This window comes from Cellulomonas sp. McL0606, from assembly GCF_058248365.1.
Map to the genome: position 1 here is coordinate 3,198,010 of NZ_CM177779.1, position 18,565 is coordinate 3,216,574.

The following is an 18,565-nucleotide window of genomic DNA, read 5'->3' on the forward strand; positions in this document are numbered from 1 at the left end:
TCACGGTTGAACTCCTCGAGAGCCGATGTGACGTCGGTTGAGCCGCTCCGAGCCTCCGCGAGGGCTCGCGCGTAGGAGCTGTTGAGTGCGTCTCGGAACGAGGGTTCCTCGGCGATGGTCGTCACGACGAGCTCTGACCAGGCGCTCGAGGTGCTTGGCGCTGACAGCATTACCGGCGCAACGTCGTACGTCGTTGGGGCCGAGGTTGTTCCCTGCCCGGCACATGTAGGACGCGGTGTTGCTGGTGATCGTCGCCGGCCCGTACATGCGCCCTCCACAGACGTGCTCGCCGACGCGGTTGGCGCCGCACGTGACCAGCCCGCCGAGGAGGGACTCGTCGGCGCTTCGCCGTCGAGTGCCCGGTGTTCCGATGCACTGCTGGAGGCGGAGCCACTGCTCGTCGGTCAGGACGGGCAGGTGCGGGCGGTGCGGGCGCCTGTTGACGTTGTGGATGCGAAATCGCGACTTCTTGCCGTCCGACTCCCCCATGACCACGTCGTACCCCTTGAGCACTGGGTTGCGAAGGATGGCGGCCAGCGAACTGGTGGACCAGTCGATGCGTTCGACCGTTCCGTCGATGAGTCGGCGCTCTCCCCTGGGGGTGGCAACTCCTTCCTCGTTGAGGTGCCGGACGGCTGCGGCCATCGACCATCCCTGGTCGACGATGTTGTCCACGATCTGGTGGAGAACCTTCACCTCGACGGGGTCGTGCTCGAGTGTCTTGTAGCCGTGCGCGTCCCGCACGGGAATGACCTCGCCGTCGGCTGCCTGGGTCATTGCTTGACGGAACCCGTAGTTCACGGCGCCGCCCCGCCAGCCACCGGCTTGCTTGGCGAGTGCCTTGTTGTCCTTGATCCTGATGGACGACTCATCGGAGCCCAGTTGGGCCACGAGAGCGAGGAGGCCGCCAGTGAAATGCTTGCTCGGGTCAGCGGAGTCGTACCCTTCGACGACGCTGTAGAGGCGGACGCCGGCCTCGCGCATCTCCTCGATGGTCTGCAGGACGGCGACAGCCTTTCGCCCGAACCGGTCCATCTTGTAGACGACCACGACGTCGTACTCGCCGAGCCGCGCCATGATCTTCTTCAGCAGCTTGTGGTGTCCGTCGCCCTTCCACGCGGAGACGATCTGGGAGTAGACGTCGCCCCCCTCGGACTCGGGCCGCAAGTCGCAGGTCCAGCTGCCTTCGGGCAGCGAATTCAGGTACCGCATGATGGTCTCGTCTTGCACCTGCAGCGACTTCGTGTCCGGGTCGTCCTTGCTTCTGCGCTTCAGGATGCCGACGCGGATGGGGCGACCGAGGTGCGCCGCCAACTCGTAGGGCGAGACGTAGCGAGAGAGTGTTCGATTCACTTCTGCACCTCCGTCGGGACGGCAATCGTGGCGGCACGCCTGCGCCTGCGCGACGCATCTGCGCTCTCCGTCTTTTGAACGGTCTGGATCAGGTGCCACATCGCGGCATGGACCTCACCGCTCGGGGTGATCAGTCGTCCGCCAGCAAGCTTCTCGAGCACGAGCAGCAGCGTCGTCGTTCGGCGGCTGAGTCGGCCGATCGAGTCGATGAGCACGATGTCCTGCGCGGCCAGGCAGGCCAGAGCGTGCTCGCTCACGCCCGTTGGTCGGACCTCACGTATCACCGTGGGTTCCGGGCAGCCGTGCCGTGCTGCGATCTCACGCAGCTCCGCCTCTTGCGCGTCGAACCGGACCTCGCTCTCGCCGCGGGCAGACCGCAGGTAGATGGCGATGCGCGGGTGTGCGCCGATGGTGTCTGGCATGTTCACATCCTCCTTGGTGCGTGGGTACGGGCCTTCGACAGTGCCGGCGCCGGCCCGGGGCGCAATGAGGTTGACTTCGTCATTCCCGCGAAGAACTCCAGTCGCGCTTTCTGCTCGTCCACGTATGGTCTGACCTGCGATAACGCTGGTCGAGGCCCGCGGGTTGACCTCCGCATGCCGGGTCAGCGGGGGGCGCCTACCTCCGAGGACAGTGACTGGAGGTAGGCCTCCACCGCTCGGCGTCGGCCGAGCGCCGGATGGAAGAAGATCCTTCGACCCCGGCACCAGGTCGCGAACACCTTCGGGGTGTCACGGTCGTACCGTGCTCGATCGGAAAGGTCGCGACGGACGGTCTGGTACGGCGACGCCCCGGTCAGCTGCACCTGACCGGTCTGGTGCCCGATCTCAACGATCTGGCGGGCGTCGAGACCGCGGGTCAGGCCGACCTCACGGACGAGTCGTACGAGCCGAGCGCGCTGGTTGCCGGCGAGGAGCGGGCTGGTGGCACCGTCCAATGCGTGGCGGACGACGACGGCCGTGATCAAGTCAGCGATGGTGTGCACCCACCGAAGTTCCCCACGCGCTAGAAGCTCGACAGCGGAAGGTGCGCTCTGTCTGACGTTCAACATCAGGTATCGGTCGTCGAGGCGGGAGATGAGCGCGGCCTCCAGGGAGAGTCGCATCGGCTCGCTCAACGGTCCTCGGTCCGCTCGCCGTGAGATCAAGATGACGGCCTTCGGCTGGATCCGTCCGGTGCGCTCGACCCAGTGGACGTAGCTTGCGCCGACTCGTGACCCACCGACGTCGAACGCGGCGCTCTGGCCGACGTATCCGCCTAGAGGTCGACCGTGTCGGTGCCGTGCCTGCCCCGGCGCGAGCTGTGTGGCCAGGCCGGTCGTGTCAACCTCACCGACGATGATGTAGAGCTCGCCGGCCGTCACGGCGCCAGCCAGTTGGGTGCCGCTCCCAGTGAAAGGCACCACGCGTGCTGTGACCTTGCCCGGCAGCCGGACGACCTTCGCTCCAGCAACTGACCTCGTCATGCGGACCTCCCCGTCGAGAGCGCGTACGGCTCTCACGCAGGAAGTCTCTGATCGTGGCAGGACAGATCATCGGGGGTAGGTGGTGGTCACGGATCGGCGCGCGACGCGGGGCGGATCGTTGTTCTGACTCTTGCCAGTTCGTCAGGTTGGAGTCCCAGTCCCGCTGCGGCCAGGCTGAGTGCGGCGCGGTTGTCTCGGCGCCCCGCGTGGTCGCGTGGGTAGATGACGGCGGGGGCGGGGGCGCCGTTGCGGAGATTGCGTTGGCCGGGTTCGCGGCCGATGCGCTGGCTTGTGAAGCCGCGCTCGGCTTCGAAGTCCGCGAGGTGCCACTGTCGGGTTTCGGCGTCGAGGTCGTACTGATCCCGGCGGCGGGCGACGGCATGCTTGACGTTGAGGTCAGCCGCTGCACTGTCGAGCGTGCCGGGTTCGGCGACAATGCGATGGGCTGCACCGTAGGTCTTCAGAAGACCGGCGGCGCGGGCCGCCTCGATGTTCCGGCGGACGGTGCGCGGGTCCATCCCGGTGTACTCGACGAGCTCAGGCGAAGTCATGTCTCGCTGGGCGAGGAGTTCGGCGATCAGCGCACCGTGTCGACCAAGGCCGTCGTAGGTGGCCAGATCATGCGATCTGACCCCGAGTGCCAGGGGTCGCGCGGTGGGACCCACCCCTAGGGGCGCAGGGCTAGTGTCCGGGCTTTGCGCGATCAGCATGTCCGCCCGGATCGCGCCTAGGTGGTCGGGGATCTGCAGGAAGTAGGTATTGCCGCGCGTCCCTGATGCGACGGCCTCCACGCGCAGCCATCCGCTGCTCTGCAGTCGCTTGAAGGCTCCGGCGACTGCCGACTTTCCCAACCCGACCTGAACGGCCAGAGCGCGTGCACTGGTGGCGACCGTGTCGCGACCGACTGTGGCCGCAAGATGCAGGAGGCCCTCGAGGACGGCACGGTCTCCGGGGCCGCTCTGCCCGGCCCAGGTTCCGAGCCCGGACGCCAGCTCGATCGCCTCGGTCACGGTTGCGATCGTTGCGTCGACCGCAGCATCTCGAAGAGCGCTCGCGGGGTTCGCGACCGCGAATTGGATCTTTGCGAGCCAGAGTCGCTCGGCTCGGCCTCGGATCTCCCGTCGTTCGAGGATCACGCGGCCAGTCGCCGTTGGTGTGGAGTAGATGTGGGCGAGTCCGGGGGCGCGATTGGTGACGAGCTTCCCAGAGGTCGTTGAACGTGTGCCCGGCATTGACCATCGCCAGGATGATCCGTGCGGCGGTTCGCGAGGTGTCGCTCTCCGCAGGGTCTCCGGCGACGAGCAGCGAGCCGATGTGCTTCGAGAGTGGGAGTCTTGCGGCGGCCGAGATAGGGCATCGCGCCGACATGAGGCAGGTTCGTCATGTCCACCTCGCGCTGGAGTCTCGGCACTCCGGGATCGTGCACAGCGACGTTGTCCCGGCTGGTCGAAGGCCTCGACAGGGTTGCCGGTACGAAGGATTTCGAGAGCATTTTCGAGGTCGCCGATCGGCTCGCTTCGACCGCCGTCACGATGCGGAGATCCGGGCGGCCTGATGCAACCTGTCCTGGGGTTGGTTAGCGGAGCGATGTCCAGGTCCGGAGCAAGACGACGCAGGCAGCGAGCGACAAGTGCCATGTCTTGCGGAGTTACCGCGCCGTCGAATGTCGCCAGAAGATGGCGCCGCTCGGTCGGCCCAGACGCACCTATCACGTAGCGAACGCCCGCCCTATCGAGTTGGGCGGCAAGTGCCTCTACCTGCTGGCGGGCGCTGACCGCGTCACTCGCGTCAACGTCCAGACCAAGCGTTCGGTACCCCCGCTGATCGGCCAAGTACACCGCGAACGGGCGGCCGGGCGGCCTGCGGTCCCACTCCACCTCGTCGTAGACGTTGAGCACTCGGCCGCCCTCGACGCGAGCCACTCGTAGCACGTCGAGACGGGCGGCCACAGTCTGGGCGAAGCGTGATTCGTCGCTGGTGGTCCACATGCGCCGGGACTGTCCGGCGCCGACTCAGATCGGCAACTGTGCCGCAGTGCGGTCACGACGAGAACCTGAATGTCCTCGACCGCGGACCCGTCTTCTTGGCGGCCGCACTCCCCGACCAGCCCGACGGCCGGGTCTGCTGCACGGATAGGTGACACCTGACCTGTGGTGCCGTGAGGTGCCGCTGGAAGGATGTGCACCGTGCCCGGGCCGGCATACGCCCGGTGGATCCCTCAGCGTCACCGGACCCGACTGGCTTCTCGGTGCTCCCTGAACTGCTTCGACGTCCACTCGTCGTAGGTGTGCCACAGCACGGTGAGTACGAGTTTGGCGTCCTCGACGGCAACGACAGACAGGTCGCCACGCGTGTAGATGAACCGACCAGCGCCGTAGGAATAGGCCGTTCGGCGGATCTGCGGATCTGCGATCGTGGTCAGCACATCGTGGACGCTCACGCCCCGCTCGACCGCAGCTGCGCGGGCATGAGGGTGCAGTCGCCATCCGAGCGTCCCGCCCAGGTCCCGAGTGCTCACTTCGCACCACCGGGCAGGATCTCCGCGAGGCGCGCGGGATGCCACCGTCCTACTGCTGCCTTCGAATTGCCGAAGCCGAAGGTCTCGAGATACCGCGCGATCTGGTGGCGCGGCCATCCCGCACCGTCGAGCGTTACTGCGACATCCCGGGCTGCGGCAAGGTCGCGCTTGGCCTGGTCAGGGGCCCACCGATCGGCGATCAGCATTCCGACCGAACCGGCCGACGATGCGGACTCCACGGGAAGAGCATGCTTCAGACGCTCGAGAACGCTTGGGTTGGAGTACACCTGGCTGGTGCGCTGCACGGGGAGCAGCGAACTCGATGAGGTTCGGTAGAGCGGCACTGCATGGTCGCGCTCGACGAACGTCCAGCCATCGGTACCGATCACCAGACGCATCCGGGTTGCCGCGTGAATCAGTTGCTTCGTCGGGGCGTCGTAGACGTTCCATCGAGGGACGACCACGCCACCGAGTCGTCCTGGACCGATGCCAGCCAGATGCACAGATCCGTCAGCGCTGCGTCGAGACCGGACGGCTCGTCCACCCGGAACGCGACCAGCGGGCCGAGATACAGGTCCGGCCCGGTGAGGCTAGGCCCCCTGACCGCCCGCTCTTCGTGATTCCAGATGTCTCCACGGCGAACGTCGGACCGCTCACCGAAGACGATCAGGAGCTTGCGGGATCGCTTTCGCCAGCTCACCAGAATCGGTGCCTGGGTGGGGAAAGGGACGTGGGCTTGCATCGTTGCCTCCGAGGCTTGCGCCGGCCCTGGTGCCGGACAGGGCAACTCGACCACGGCCCATCGTGCACTTCTTTTTCAGCCGCCGCGTTATTGCTCAGGCGGGAATCCCCAGTCTTTTCGATGTCGCTCAGTTACGCGAACAGTGGAAAGTTCGTCGCTCTGACCTGCAGGTTCATTGACAACGAGGGCTCGGTCGAGTGCTCCGACCCCGATCTCGCCTCAGGCGTAGGCATGGAAAGAGGATCGGCACAGGACTTGACACAACCGCCACCGTGCAATGACTCCGGCCGCCGAAGTCATCCTCCAACTCTTGCAACCCGCAGTGAGTCAGCCGTTGCCCGCGGGCGAGGTTGGGTACTCGATCCCGTAGTGGTCCGCGACCAGCGAGGTTGTCTCGCAGCCCCAGTCTCGACGCCGTTCTGTCGATTCGTCGTCGTCGACGTCGTCGCAGACGCCAGTCCCTGAACCGCAGTCGCGATGTAGCGCCACCAGTTTGCGGGCGAGCGGGTCGTCTATCCCGTTGAGACGCCGCATGGACTCCACCCAGAGCGCCGGAGTAGCTGGCTCGCCGACCTCCTGCACAACGTCCATGCGCCAGGCCGCGCTCGACTCCTCGTCGTACTCATATCGGGTCACGAGCCGGACGCTACGCCACAGTCATCCCGCCGCGCACGGCACAGGAGGCGGGTCAGTCGCCGGCGTGTCGGATCAAGTCTGAGGGCCGCGTGCGCCTGTTCCCACAACCCACCAGGTCAGCAGCGGGTCGACGCCGCGGTCCCGCCCGCTCAGACAGGACTCAGGAGCCGTGAGCGACTGCCTGCGCCCTCCCGGGGCGCTCTTGTGGCCGCTGTACGGGCAGCAACTGTCAGGGCCGAGCACCCTTCGGGGGCTCCGCGTGGCCGCTCCGCCCCGGAGACCGGACGCGTCCAACCCAGGGAGCGCTATGAGCACCCAGACACCGCAACTCAACCACCACACGGATTCTCGGATCCGACCAGCAGGCCTGCATTGGCTCGTACGTCGACACGAAGAGCTCGAAACTCGAATCGCGGCGGCGACGAGCCACAGCGAGCCGACGACAGAGTTCTGGCTCGCCGTCGCCTCGATCGAAGACGCGATGGCGCACTCCTATCCCCGCGCGTTCGCCCACTGGATAGCAGTCTGGGCCATCCGTCAATCAGCCGGGACGCACCCGGCGGGCCGTACAAACCCGGAGTGCATCCGCTGCCAGCAACGGAACCCTCAAGGCAGCATCGGCCAACTGATGGCGTCGACCGAATGACGCGGCGCTCTTGCGATCTGCTCGCCGCGCCGACAGTTCCCTCTATGCCAACCAACACAGAGAGAATCTGCCACTGCGGCCACTCGCTCGACCCGCACGTGCTCGTCGCGGTAATCGAGCATCCCTTCCCCGCGGGCCTCGTGCTCTGCGGAGACGCGACGAGCACGGGGGGGCCGTGCCCTTGCTCCTCCACGTGGCGCGCCAACTCGGGTCCCTCGACGTCGGAGGAGATCGAGGAGACGCGAAGGCTCGTGCGCGCCGCGCTTGAGCAGGACGGCTACCAGCTACCGGACTGTCTCCTGTGAAACCCAGCCCCGTCCAGCCGCTTCGACAGCGGCTGGACGGGGCACCATTGCGTCTGGCTATCGACTTGGCCGTCAGCGGGCCTCACGGCATCGCCGGCCACTCGGTGCTCACGAGGGCGGAAGTTCCTTGAGCGCGCTCGGGGTGGTGGGCCACGTACTCCATGAGGCTCGCCAAGGAAACGTATTGCCGGCGCGCGATCTCGACCGCGAAGAGCCGCCTGCCGGTCACCAAGTCCGTCATCTCCGAACGGGTGATGCCGAGAGCGAGCTGCGCTTGCTTCACAGGGACAGCCCTATCGGCAGTGGCAGCGTGTGGGCGGGGCGGATGAACCCGGTCGTAGCGCTCGACCTGCTCGATCGGCACGTAGATGTTGCGGCTTCCGCCGCGTCCGGCCAAGCCAGTGAGCGTTGCGCGCCGTTCGAGTGTCTGGACGCTGGTGACCGGGAGGCCGAGCTGCTCCGCCGCTCGACGCCGGGTGATCTGGGTCGAGTTCGCGACGTCTTGGGCGCGGGCGTGAGCGCGCAACTCGTCGCACTGCGCATCAGTGAGACGTACTGCGGCGCCCGTCTTTCCACTGGCGACGTCAGCGCGGACCTCCGACCAGACCTGGTGGTACGTCCAACCGAGTTCACGCGCGAGCGCCTCGATCGTCTTTCCAGACTCCGCCTCGGACCGGAACGCCTCCACGTCATCGGCGTACGCGACCCACACTGGCCGGGTACCCCAAGACACTTCGTGCGCTGGGATGACACCGGTCCTCATCTTGCGTCGCGCCGTCACGTCGGCGATCCCGAGACTCTGGGCAACCTGCGACACGTCCAGGAGGCTGCCCCGGTCCGTCACGCTCTCGTCGATCGCCACGGTCGCGCGCCGAGGAATTGCCGAGCCTCGCGTGACTTCCCAGCCACAGGCACGAAGCGCGCTGCGCAGCGTGGCAACTCGCGCCGGCGCGAAGCTACCCTGGCTGAAGGACGACCGCTTGCTCGTCGGGATCCGGAGGTCGAGAAGACTGGGCTCGCTCGCGAGCACCGTAGTGATTGCGTCGGCCGCGAGCGTGAGTTCGCCAGCGCTTGGGCCCAAGTCGTACCCGTCGTGCACCGTGATCCCGGTAGTGTGCCCGATCTTGTGGCCGACGTACCGTTCGCCGACCCGGTCCGGGACCTGGCTGCTACGCAGCAGGGTGACCAATGACCGCCGAAAGTCGTGCGATTCGACCCTCACGACATCGAGCCCGGCTGCATTCCCGGCCGTAGTCAGTGCGTCCAAGTACGCACCCATCCCGCTGGCGTCCGACGTGCGCAGACCGGGGATCAGACGAGCGTCGACATCCTCGGAACCAGCCTGCCCTTGCGGGTGGAAGAGGTCGATGAAGTCATGGAGGAGCCGGCCGAGTGCCCCACAGACCGGAATGTCACGGGTGGACTCATCAGTCTTGGTGTGGTCCTTCTCGGTGCTCGTGACGAAGCGGCCGTCAGCGTCGCGGACGTAGGACACCGTTCCACCTTGCGTGGAGACCTTCAGCCACGTGTGCCCGTCCCGAACCTCGACGTCTCCTACGTGCAGGCCGAAGACCTCACCGACGCGCAGGCCCGCGAGGTACTGCAGCCACAGGGCGAGCTGATGGATGGGGCTGAGAAACCGGCACAGCTCGCCGACCTCTGACAGCTCGTAGAAACGCGTGGAACGGACCTCACGCATCCGGTCCTTCTCCAGCGCCTTGATGGCCTTGATACGCGTGGGTGCGAGGCGCAGGAGCGCGCCGTTGTCTTGCGCGTGGTGGAAGACGTGCTTGAGGTCCCCGATGATGCGCTTGGAGGTGTCGCGACCCAGCCCCCACGGCTGATCATGGGCGGGGTCCGTCTCACTGGACGCAGGACCATCCGCACCGCGTTCGATCAGCAGACCGGCCAGGCGTAGGTCCGCGGCGAACACGACCCGCTGACCCGCGGACGTGCGATGGACTGCGATCTGGCCACTGGCGATCGCGTCCTTGACGGCCTGGACGCCACCCGTGCTGACAATCGCTGCGTCCAGAATGGTCAGCCACATCGACCCGAGCCCGGTTCTGCCGAGCAGGTCTCCTGCGACAGTGGCTGCCGGCAGCTTGTCACTGCGTCGGCCGGCGAGCATCCGGGCGAATGTGGTGCCGTCGTGAAACTGCCACATTGCGGTGCCGCGCTGGCCCTGGGCGAACTTCGCCTCGGTTTCGATGATGAACGGCAGGATGTAGCGCCGGAACTCGCTGATCAGGCTGACGGTCCGGTCGCCCTTCACGTCCCCGACCCGAGCGACGTGGTGGTGCAGCCAGTCGATCGCAACCAGACCGAGGCTGTAGGTGTTGGGGTCCGCGGCCCGCTCGAGGAATGAGCCGTCACGGTTGAACAGCTCGAACAGTTGCGGCTCGGGCAGGTACGTCGGCACCCCGTCCGCGAGGTCCAGCAGCGGGTCGCGGTCCTGACCGCGGGAGCCCTCGACGAGGCTCAGGTGCGACGACGCGGCACTCATCGCACACCGCCCGACGTCAGCGCGCTGGTGAGCCGGTCGACGTGCTCGAATAGGTTCGCGAGCTGCTGGTCCTTGATCTTGAGCTGACCGCGCAGATCGGCCACGACGGCCGCGATCTCCTCGACGCGGCCCTCGAGCTTGGCTCGGTGCACTGCGAGTCGCTCAACCTCTGAGCGCGCTGTCTTCAGAGCCGCTGCGTCGGCGCCGGTCATCCCAGGGCCCAAGACATCGGACGGGATACGCCCGATGTCGATCAGGTCGCCGAGCCGGACGAGCACCTTGCCGCCGGGTCCGACGGAGGTCACGAGCGCGTTGTCGCGGATGTCGCGCTTGATGGTGTCGTCGCTGCAGCCGGCCAGCACGGCAGCGTCGCTGCGGCTGATGCGGTCGTCGATCTGGCGGATCACGTGCTTCTCGTCTCGGTCTACCTCGGCCCCGTTGGCCTCGCGTAGATCTGACTCGTGTCCGACGATCGCGAATCGGCAGTAGCCGCACGCGCACCGCCTCGGGTGGCACCGTGCCCACGTCGTGCTCGGTCCCTGCGGGAGCACCACAGGCCAGGTTCCCGACGGACCTGACGGGGAAGGCATCGGGGGTGCACACCGAGGATGGGTGGGCACGTGCCCTGGCATTGCATGGGTACGGCCGGTCGCGCGACGGCGCGACCTTGATCGGACAGAACGGGACGGGAACGACAAAGGCCTCCCAGACTCCTCTGGAAGGCCTTCGCGAAACGCTGCGATCGCAAGATCGCGTTGTAGCGGGGGCAGGATTTGAACCTGCGACCTCTGGGTTATGAGCCCAGCGAGCGACCGAGCTGCTCCACCCCGCGTCGGTGAGTACAACTTACCCCACGCGGCAGGGGCACCCAAATCGATAGCCCCCGGCGGGCGGTCGCGTGCGTCACACACGACCGCCGGCCGGGTCGCCGTCAGGGCGTCGGATTGAGCTTGGCCTCCGCCGCGAGCGCCGCGTCGATGGCCGAGTCGAGGCTCTTCTGGGCGGCGCCGTAGGCCGAGAAGTCGCCGATGGCGAGCGCGGCCTGGCCGTCCTGGATCGCCTTGTTGGCCTGCTGCAGCGCCGCCGTGAGGTCCGCGCGCGCCTGCGCCTGCGACGCCGCGTCGGTCCCGTCGCCCGTCGCCGGTGGTGGCGTCGTCGGCGTCGGCGTCGGGGTCGGGACCGGGGCACCCGGATCCGTCCCGGCGTCGCCGGCCGCGGCTCCGGAGTCGCCGCCGAACACCTGGTCGAGGGCGCCGTCGAGGGTGTCGGCGAATCCGATGTTGTCGCCGAAGCCGACCAGCACGCGTTGCAGGGACGGGTACGTGGTGCCGGTCGCGGCCTGGACGTAGACCGGCTGGACGTACAGCAGTCCCCCGCCCACGGGCAGCGTCAGCAGGTTGCCGCGCCGGACCTTGGAGTCCCCGCGTCCGAGGATGTTCAGCTCGTTGGAGACCGCCGGGTCGGACGTGAAGTTGTTGTTCATCTGGCCGGGTCCGGGCACGGTGGAGTCGCGTGGGAGCTCGAGCAGCCGGAGCCTGCCGTAGTCGGCCGACGGTTTGCCGGCCTCGCTGCCGGCGTCGGCGTCGACGGCCAGATAGCCGGTCATCACGTTGCGCGCGTTGTCGCCCCGCGGGATGAACGTCGACATCAGGGAGAACTTGGCCCCGGGCTGGTCGGGCATCTTCAGCGTCAGGTAGTACGGCGGCTGCGGCACCGAGACGGCGCTCGTCGGGTCGTCCGGGTTGTTCCAGAAGTCGTTCCCCGAGAAGAACTGCACCGAGTCGGTCACGTGGTACTGGGTGAGCAGGTTGCGCTGCACCTTGAACAGGTCCTCGGGGTAGCGCAGGTGGCTCATGGTGGCGCCGTCGATGTCCGAGATCGGCTTGAGCGACGTCGGGAACGTCTTGGACCACGCCTTGAGGATCGGGTCCGTCGGGTCCCAGGCGTAGAGCGTGACCGAGCCGTCGTACGCGTCGACCGTGGCCTTCACGGAGTTGCGGATGTAGTTCACGTTCTTCGGCTGGAGCGCCTGGATCGTGTCCGACGTCTCCGTCAGCGAGTCGGTGGTGGCAGCGTCGAGCGAGCGGGACGCCGAGTACGGGTACTGGTCGGTCGTCGTGTAGCCGTCGATGATCCACTTGACGCGACCGTCGACCACCGCCGGGTACACGCGGCCGTCGAGGGTCAGGTACGGGGCCACCTTCTGCACGCGCTCACGCGGGTCGCGGTCGTAGAGGATCTGCGACGCGGAGGTCACGCGGTCCGAGAACAGGATGTTGCCCTGGCCGAACTTCAGCGCGTACAGGAACTTGTTCACCGGGTTGCCGATGCTCGGACCGGCACTGACGGTCTGCGTCGGGAAGGCCGTGTTGGCTGCACCGGAGGCGCCGTCGTCCGGGTAGTCGAGCTCCCAGCCCTTCGAGCCGGCGGGGGCACCGACGATCGAGTACTCGGGCGACTTCGGGCTGAAGTAGATGCGCGGCTCGTACGGGCCCATGTCGCCCGTGGACGGGATGCCGCCCTCCCAGAAGTCGGGGGCTCCGCGCGCGGCGGTGGTGTTGCCGAACGCGGCGACGACGCCGTACCCGTGGGTGTAGACCGTCGCGTCGTTGGTCCAGTTGCGCTGCTGCGTGTCCAGACCGGACAGGTTCAGCTCGCGCACGGCGATGACGGTGTCGCGGCTCTCGCCGTTGACGTCGTAGCGGTCGACCGACAGCGAGTCGGGGAAGTCGTAGAATCCCCGGATCTGCTCCAGCTGCTTGAACGACGGGCTGACCACCTGCGGGTCGAGGAGCCGGATCGACGCGGTGGTCTCGGCGTCCTGGCGCAGCGCCCCGGCCTCGGCGGTCACCTTGGCCGTGTAGTCCGTCTTCTCGACGTTCTTCAGCCCGTACGCGTCCAGCGTGGCGTCGATGTTGCGGGAGATGTACTCCGACTCGGCGTCCTGCTGGTTCGGCTGCACCTGGAACTTCTGCACGACGGCGGGGTAGATGCCGCCGACGGCGATCGCCGCGACGATCATCAGGCCGACGCCGATGGCGGGCAGCCGCCAGTTCCCCCGGATCGCCGTGAGGATGAACAGGACCGCGACGAAGATCGCGACGCCCGCCAGGATCGCCTTGGACGGGATGACCGCGTGCACGTCGGTGAACGACGCGCCGGCGAACTTGTTGCTCTGGCTCTTGGTGAGGATGGAGTAGCGGTCGAGCCAGTAGTTCGCCGCGATGAGCAGCATGATCACCGCGGCGATCACCGACAGGTGCACGCGGGCCGCGCGGGTGGTGCGCGGGGCACCGCCGCGCTGGCCGCCGATCCGCAGGCCCCCGTAGAGGTACTGCGTGGCGAGCGCGCCGATGCCCGCCAAGACCGCGACGGCCATGAGGAACGACGCGACGAACCGCAGACCCGGCAGCGTGAACATGTAGAAGCCGAGGTCGATGCCGTACTGCGGATCCACCTGGCCGACGGCCCCGCCGTGGATCCACAGCTGCACCGTCTCCCACTGCTGCGAGGCCGCCGCACCCGCGAACAGGCCGAGGACGGCGGGCCCGATGATCATCACCAGCCGGCGCAGCGGCTCGATGGCCTCGCGGTACTGGTCGAGGTTGGCCTGCTCCTGCGTGGAGGGTGCGTAGACGGGCCGGGAGCGGTAGCCGTAGCGCAGGCTCCAGCCGACGGCGCCGGCCATCACGGCGAACCCGACGACGAACAGCAGCAGCCGCGTGCCCCACTCGGTCGCCAGCACCTGGCCGAACCCGAGCTGCCTGTACCAGAGGACCTCGGTCCACACCTGGGCCAGGAGCAGGACGACGATCACCAGCACGCCCAGCACGATGAGCGTGGGCACGAGCGCTCCGCGACGACGCTGACGAGCTGCGGGGCGGGGTGGGTTGGCAGATGTCACTGTGCTGCGGTCCTCGTCGTCGTCGTCGGCGAATTGATTGCTCGCCTGGCAGGTCTGGCACGGTACCGGACGGCTCTGTTCGGGCGCATCGGGCGAACCGCTCGATCCCAGAACGCACCGGTACCGGCCGGGGTTCCCGCCGTTACCGGTTCGAGTCCCGCCGGGTGCGGGTGCGACCATGAGACGTGACCGAACCTGCCCCGGACCCCGCCCGCAGCGCGCTCGCCGAGTCCGTGCTCGAGATCGAACGACATGTCGCCGAGGGGGGCTGGGACGGACCTGTCCGCGTGTTCGCGCTGGTCCGCACGCAGGAGGCGCTGCTGACGGAGCCGGGGCTGGCCGCGCAGCTCGACCCGACGGTCCTCGCGGCTGCCACCGCGCAACCCTGGCACCTGACCTCGATCGAGCAGGAGGACCTGCCTGCGGCTCCGGACCTGGAGACGCTCCTCGCCGGGCTCTCGTGGCCGCCGACGGTCGAGGGCATGGCGGTCACCGTCGAGCGGGTGGTGCTACCGCCCGATGCCGAGGAGGCCATGCCCGCGGACGGCTCGGAGGCGCTGGAGTACCTGCTGGCGCACCCCGAGCGGCAGGACGTGCGGCTCGCCGTCGGCGCGCTCCGCGACGGGCCTTCGTGGTGCGCGGTGCGCATGCGCGGCAGCGACGACGCCGGCCAGGTCGGGCAGGGCGCCGACCTGGTCCCGGGGCTCGTGGCCGCGGTGCGCTCGACGTTCGACTGAACAGCTACGACGTCGTGCAGGTCGGCAGGTCGTCGGCCTTGCCGGCGCCGATCGCCTCGACGTCCGCGCGGGCCTCGTGCAGCGTCGAGATCTTGACCACCCGCAGCCCGGCGGGCACGTGCCCGACCACCTCGTCACAGTTCGACGCCGGTGCCAGGAACCACGTCGCCCCGTCGCGGAGCGCCCCGGGCATCTTCTGGCGGATACCGCCGATCGCGCCGACGTCACCGTTCACGTCGATGGTGCCGGTACCCGCGATGTTCTTGCCGCCGGTCTCGTCCTGCGACGTCATCTTGTCGATGATGCCGAGCGCGAACATGGTGCCGGCGCTGGGACCGCCGATGTTGTCGATGCTGATCTTGACGTCGACCGGGAAGTCGAAGGTCGGGTCGATGTAGATGCCGATCTGCGCGGTGCCGTCGGGCTTGGTGCCCGTGACCACCGGCACGTCGACGTTCTGACCGGCCCGGGTCACCGTCAGCGTGATCGTCGAGCCCGGGTCGACCTGGGCGAGGTGGTCCAGCAGCGTGGTGTAGTCCGGCACGGTGATCCCGTCGATCGCGACGATCGTGTCGCCCTTGTCCACCTTGCCTTCCGCGTCCGTACCCGTGACCGTCCCGGCGACGACCAGCGTGGCCGGGACCTCGTACCCGAGCTCGGTCAGGGCGGCGACCGTCGCGTTCTCCTGCGAGGAGACCATCTCTGCGTTGTTCGACTGGTCGATCTCGTCCTGGGAGGCGTCCGGCGGGTAGAGCAGCTCGACGGGCAGCACCACCGACGACGGCGACAGCCACCCCGTCACGACGTCGCGGATCGTCGACGGGAATCCCGGGCCACCCGTCCCGGAGACCGTCACCAGGCGCAGGTCGCCCGTCGTCGGGTAGGTGTCGGCGCCGCTGATCTGGATGAGCGGGGTGCCGTCGTGCTCGCCGAGGACGTTGCGCGTGGGTCCGGGGGAGTTCACGGCGAACGGCACGGGCAGCACGATGAGCGCGGCCAGGAGCAGGGCCGACGAGAGCAACCCGACCGAGAGCACGATCGACCGCGGGCTGGTGCGTGGCGCGGGTTCGTCGACGTCGTACGACGGGACGTCGTCAGGAACTGGTGGCACCGGGGGCTGCTCGAGCACGTCCCGATCATCCCCCACGCGGATGTGCCTCAGCGCCGGCGCCGCGCACGGGCCTGCCGCCAGACCGCGGCGGTGCCGACGAACGCGACGGCCGCACCCGCCGCACCGATCGCAGCGTCCCGGGTGCCCAGCCGCCGGCCGGCCACGGCCACCCGGCCCTGGACGCCCTCCAGCAGGACGTCGAGGCACTGCGCGCTCGACCACCTCGTCGTCCAGCCCGCGGCGCGCAGCCCGTCGGAGGCAACCGACCACGGGTAGACGACGAACGCCAGCTCGGCCGCGGGCGAGGGCAGGACGCCGACGCGGTGCAGCCGCTCGGCGGTGCCGAACGCGGTCGTCGCGGCCAGCTCGATGCGCCGCATCCCCGCCGCGCGCTCGACCTCATCCGGCTCCAGGAGGTCGTCCGCGCCGACCGTCAGCGGTCCGGTGAGCCCGTGCTGCACGACGAACCGGGTGGCCGCCGCGAGGTCCTCGACGTGCACGAACTGCCACTGCCGGGTCGCGCCGCGCACCATCAGCAACCTCGGCGCCTCGAAGTGCCGCGTCACGAACGTGTCGATGCCGACCCCCGCGAGCGCGGCCGGCCGCAGGATCGTGATCCGAGGGCTCGCACGCCTCGCGCCCCGCTCGAGCACGGCCTCCATGGCGAGCAGGTCGCCCACCAGGCCTCCCCGCGAGGCCTCGTCGAACGCGGCCACGGCGTCGTCGTCGTGGATCGGCGGGCGGTCGGGCCACGCGCCGTGCACCGCCGCCGACGAGATCGCGACGAGGTGCCGGACGCCGACGGCCCGTGCGGCGGCCAGCGTGCGCTGCGTGTGCGCGACGATCGCCTTGTGCCGTTCGGCCGCACCGCGGGTTCCCGCCGCGGCCATCTCCCCGGCGTGGCCGACGAGCACCACGACCGACGCCCCCGCGAGCCCACTCTGGGCGTCCTGCGGCGGCAGCGCGTCGACGGAGCGGACCGTCGCGCCCATGCCCGTCCACGACGCTGCGAGCGAACCGGCGACCGGGCCGTGACCGACCACGACGACGACCTCCGCGGCGTCCGTCGACGCCACCGCACCCCTGCGCCCCAGGCTGCGCCCTGAGCGAACCTGCTCCCCCACCGTGCCCCGTTCTCCCCGCTGCGTGGTTACCGTGGATCGCAGCGAGCCCCATCGTCGCAGGTCGAACCAGCACAGGCGTCCCAGGAGGATCACGTGAGCCCCGACAACTCGGCCGTGCCAGGCGACGGCGTTCCCGCCTGGGAGCAGATGATGCGCGCCATGCTCGGCGAGGGTGCCGACGAGGCGATCCGCGAGCTCCAGGCCCGTGGGTTCGACCCCGCCGCCATGGCGGCCGCGTCCGGGCTCCCCGACGACCCGGCGGCCCTCCAGCAGGTGGTCGCGCAGGTCCAGGCGCTCCTGTCCGCCTCCGGCGACGAGCCGGTCAACTGGAAGATGGCCCACGACCTCGCGCGCCAGCAGGCGGCCGCCGGTGGCGACCCGTCGCTCACGGTCCACCAGAGCAAGCAGGTGCTCGACGCGCTGGCCGTCGCCGAGCTGTGGCTCGACGCCGCGACCGACCTGCCGCCCTCGACCGGCACCCCGCACGCCTGGAGCCGCGCGGAGTGGGTCGAGGCGACGCTGCCCACGTGGCGCACGCTCACCGAGCCGGTCGCCTCGTCGCTGTCCACCGCCCTGGTGGGAGCGCTCGGCGGCTCGCTGCCGGCCGGTCTGGACGCACAGGACGTGCCGGGCCTCGACCCGGGGAACCTGCTGCGTCAGCTCGGGTCCGCGGTGTTCGGTATGCAGGTCGGGCAGGCCGCCGGCACGCTGGCGCACGACGTGTTCGGCACCACCGACATCGGGTTGCCCCTGCTCGACCGCCCCGCGCCCGCGTTGGTGGCCGCCAACGTCGACGCGTTCGCCGAGGGCCTCGACGCGCCCGTCGACGAGGTCCGCCTGTTCCTCGCTCTGCGCGAGGCCGCGGCCACCCGGCTGTTCACGCACGTGCCGTGGCTGCGCTCGCACCTCCTGGCGACCGTCGAGGCCTACGCACGCGGCATCACGATCGACGTCGACCAGCTCGAGGACGCGGTCTCGGCGATCGACCCCACCGACACCGCCGCGCTCCAGCAGGCTCTGTCCGGCGGGGTGTTCGCCCCGCACACGACGCCCGAGCAGGCCGCCGCCCTGGAGCGGCTCGAGACCGCGCTCGCCCTCGTCGAAGGCTGGGTCGACGAGGTCGCGTCCAACGCCGCTCTCCCGCACCTGCCGCACACGATGGCGCTGCGCGAGATGATCCGTCGGCGTCGGGCCGCCGGCGGGCCCGCCGAGCAGACGTTCGCCAACCTCGTCGGCCTCGAGCTGCGTCCGCGCCGGTTGCGCGACGCCGCCGCCCTGTGGGCGCAGATCGCGCGCGACATCGGCCCCGACGGGCGCGACGCGGTCTGGGACCACCCCGACCTGCTGCCCGGCACCGCCGACCTCGACGACCCGTCCGGTTACGCGGCCCGTCGCGCGACGGCCGTCGACGACGCCGCCGAGGTGGACCGGGCGCTGGCCGAGATCTTCGGCGAGGACCCCGACGCCCAGGACTGACGCGTTCCGCAGCCCCGAGCCGGCGGCGCGCGTCCGCGATCG

The 18,565-nt window shown here is 69.0% G+C and carries 15 protein-coding genes and 1 tRNA gene; 3 read left to right on the forward strand and 13 right to left on the reverse strand.

Translation table 11 applies throughout. The features are described from left to right. The 7 genes from AC38ZX_RS16170 to AC38ZX_RS16200 form a co-directional block, all read right to left on the reverse strand. The gene (locus AC38ZX_RS16170; RefSeq protein ID WP_491295192.1) at positions 1 to 1,353 is read right to left on the reverse strand and encodes a recombinase family protein; all 1,353 of its coding nucleotides are present in this window, start codon (positions 1,351 to 1,353) and stop codon (positions 1 to 3) included. Continuing rightward, positions 1,350 to 1,775 (reverse strand): recombinase family protein, encoded by a 426-nt coding sequence (locus AC38ZX_RS16175; protein ID WP_491295193.1) that lies wholly within the window; start codon positions 1,773 to 1,775, stop codon positions 1,350 to 1,352. Before AC38ZX_RS16175 ends, AC38ZX_RS16170 begins: the two co-directional genes overlap by 4 nt. Before the next feature lie 182 nt (positions 1,776 to 1,957). Next, positions 1,958 to 2,338, reverse strand: a complete 381-nt coding sequence (locus tag AC38ZX_RS16180; protein WP_491295194.1) for a hypothetical protein — start codon at positions 2,336 to 2,338, stop codon at positions 1,958 to 1,960. 566 nt (positions 2,339 to 2,904) lie between these two features. Further along, complete coding sequence (locus AC38ZX_RS16185; RefSeq protein WP_491295195.1) at positions 2,905 to 3,828, reverse strand: helix-turn-helix domain-containing protein; 924 nt, start codon at positions 3,826 to 3,828, stop codon at positions 2,905 to 2,907. A 1,214-nt stretch (positions 3,829 to 5,042) separates the two neighbouring features. Further along, a complete protein-coding gene (locus tag AC38ZX_RS16190) occupies positions 5,043 to 5,243 on the reverse strand; it encodes a hypothetical protein (RefSeq protein ID WP_491295196.1) in 201 nt (66 codons plus the stop codon). Positions 5,244 to 5,332: 89 nt separating this feature from the next. After that, complete coding sequence (locus AC38ZX_RS16195; RefSeq protein ID WP_491295197.1) at positions 5,333 to 5,800, reverse strand: hypothetical protein; 468 nt, start codon at positions 5,798 to 5,800, stop codon at positions 5,333 to 5,335. 605 nt (positions 5,801 to 6,405) lie between these two features. Then, positions 6,406 to 6,714 carry a hypothetical protein gene (locus AC38ZX_RS16200; RefSeq protein ID WP_491295198.1) on the reverse strand — a complete coding sequence of 103 codons (309 nt, stop codon included), beginning with the start codon at positions 6,712 to 6,714 and terminating at the stop codon, positions 6,406 to 6,408. 307 nt (positions 6,715 to 7,021) lie between these two features. Here AC38ZX_RS16200 and AC38ZX_RS16205 point away from each other — a divergent pair, with 307 nt between their 5' ends. Then, positions 7,022 to 7,360: a hypothetical protein gene (locus AC38ZX_RS16205; RefSeq protein WP_491295199.1), complete on the forward strand. Its 339-nt coding sequence runs from the start codon at positions 7,022 to 7,024 to the stop codon at positions 7,358 to 7,360. 387 nt (positions 7,361 to 7,747) lie between these two features. Here AC38ZX_RS16205 and AC38ZX_RS16210 read toward each other — a convergent pair whose 3' ends face one another. From AC38ZX_RS16210 to AC38ZX_RS16225, 4 genes are all read right to left on the reverse strand, one after another. Beyond that, positions 7,748 to 10,171 carry a tyrosine-type recombinase/integrase gene (locus tag AC38ZX_RS16210; RefSeq protein WP_491295200.1) on the reverse strand — a complete coding sequence of 808 codons (2,424 nt, stop codon included), beginning with the start codon at positions 10,169 to 10,171 and terminating at the stop codon, positions 7,748 to 7,750. Beyond that, entirely contained in the window at positions 10,168 to 10,578 is a 411-nt protein-coding gene (locus tag AC38ZX_RS16215; RefSeq protein WP_491295201.1) for a hypothetical protein, read from the reverse strand. The genes AC38ZX_RS16210 and AC38ZX_RS16215 overlap by 4 nt, the downstream gene beginning before the upstream one ends. Before the next feature lie 351 nt (positions 10,579 to 10,929). Further along, positions 10,930 to 11,003 (reverse strand) — tRNA-Met (locus tag AC38ZX_RS16220). 99 nt (positions 11,004 to 11,102) lie between these two features. Next, positions 11,103 to 14,075, reverse strand: coding sequence for a UPF0182 family membrane protein (locus AC38ZX_RS16225; protein WP_491295202.1), 2,973 nt, complete (start codon positions 14,073 to 14,075; stop codon positions 11,103 to 11,105). A gap of 185 nt (positions 14,076 to 14,260) precedes the next feature. Between AC38ZX_RS16225 and AC38ZX_RS16230 the strand changes: the two genes are divergently transcribed. Then, positions 14,261 to 14,812 (forward strand): PPA1309 family protein, encoded by a 552-nt coding sequence (locus AC38ZX_RS16230; protein ID WP_491295203.1) that lies wholly within the window; start codon positions 14,261 to 14,263, stop codon positions 14,810 to 14,812. A gap of 4 nt (positions 14,813 to 14,816) precedes the next feature. On the opposite strand, the gene AC38ZX_RS16235 is transcribed toward AC38ZX_RS16230, so the two are convergent. Together AC38ZX_RS16235 and AC38ZX_RS16240 are read right to left on the reverse strand one after the other, a co-directional pair. Further along, positions 14,817 to 15,941: a YlbL family protein gene (locus tag AC38ZX_RS16235; protein ID WP_491295204.1), complete on the reverse strand. Its 1,125-nt coding sequence runs from the start codon at positions 15,939 to 15,941 to the stop codon at positions 14,817 to 14,819. Positions 15,942 to 15,970: 29 nt separating this feature from the next. Beyond that, entirely contained in the window at positions 15,971 to 16,999 is a 1,029-nt protein-coding gene (locus AC38ZX_RS16240; protein ID WP_491295205.1) for an NAD-dependent epimerase/dehydratase family protein, read from the reverse strand. Positions 17,000 to 17,140: 141 nt separating this feature from the next. Here AC38ZX_RS16240 and AC38ZX_RS16245 point away from each other — a divergent pair, with 141 nt between their 5' ends. Then, positions 17,141 to 18,523 carry a zinc-dependent metalloprotease gene (locus tag AC38ZX_RS16245; RefSeq protein WP_426592888.1) on the forward strand — a complete coding sequence of 461 codons (1,383 nt, stop codon included), beginning with the start codon at positions 17,141 to 17,143 and terminating at the stop codon, positions 18,521 to 18,523. Positions 18,524 to 18,565: the final 42 nt, after the last annotated feature.

Excerpts from the sequence above, each read along its gene's own strand:
- AC38ZX_RS16175 (WP_491295193.1), bottom strand. The coding sequence starts at position 1,775 with ATGCCAGACACCATCGGCGCACACCCGCGCATCGCCATCTACCTGCGG.
- AC38ZX_RS16205 (WP_491295199.1), top strand. The coding sequence starts at position 7,022 with ATGAGCACCCAGACACCGCAACTCAACCACCACACGGATTCTCGGATC.
- AC38ZX_RS16210 (WP_491295200.1), bottom strand. The coding sequence starts at position 10,171 with ATGAGTGCCGCGTCGTCGCACCTGAGCCTCGTCGAGGGCTCCCGCGGT.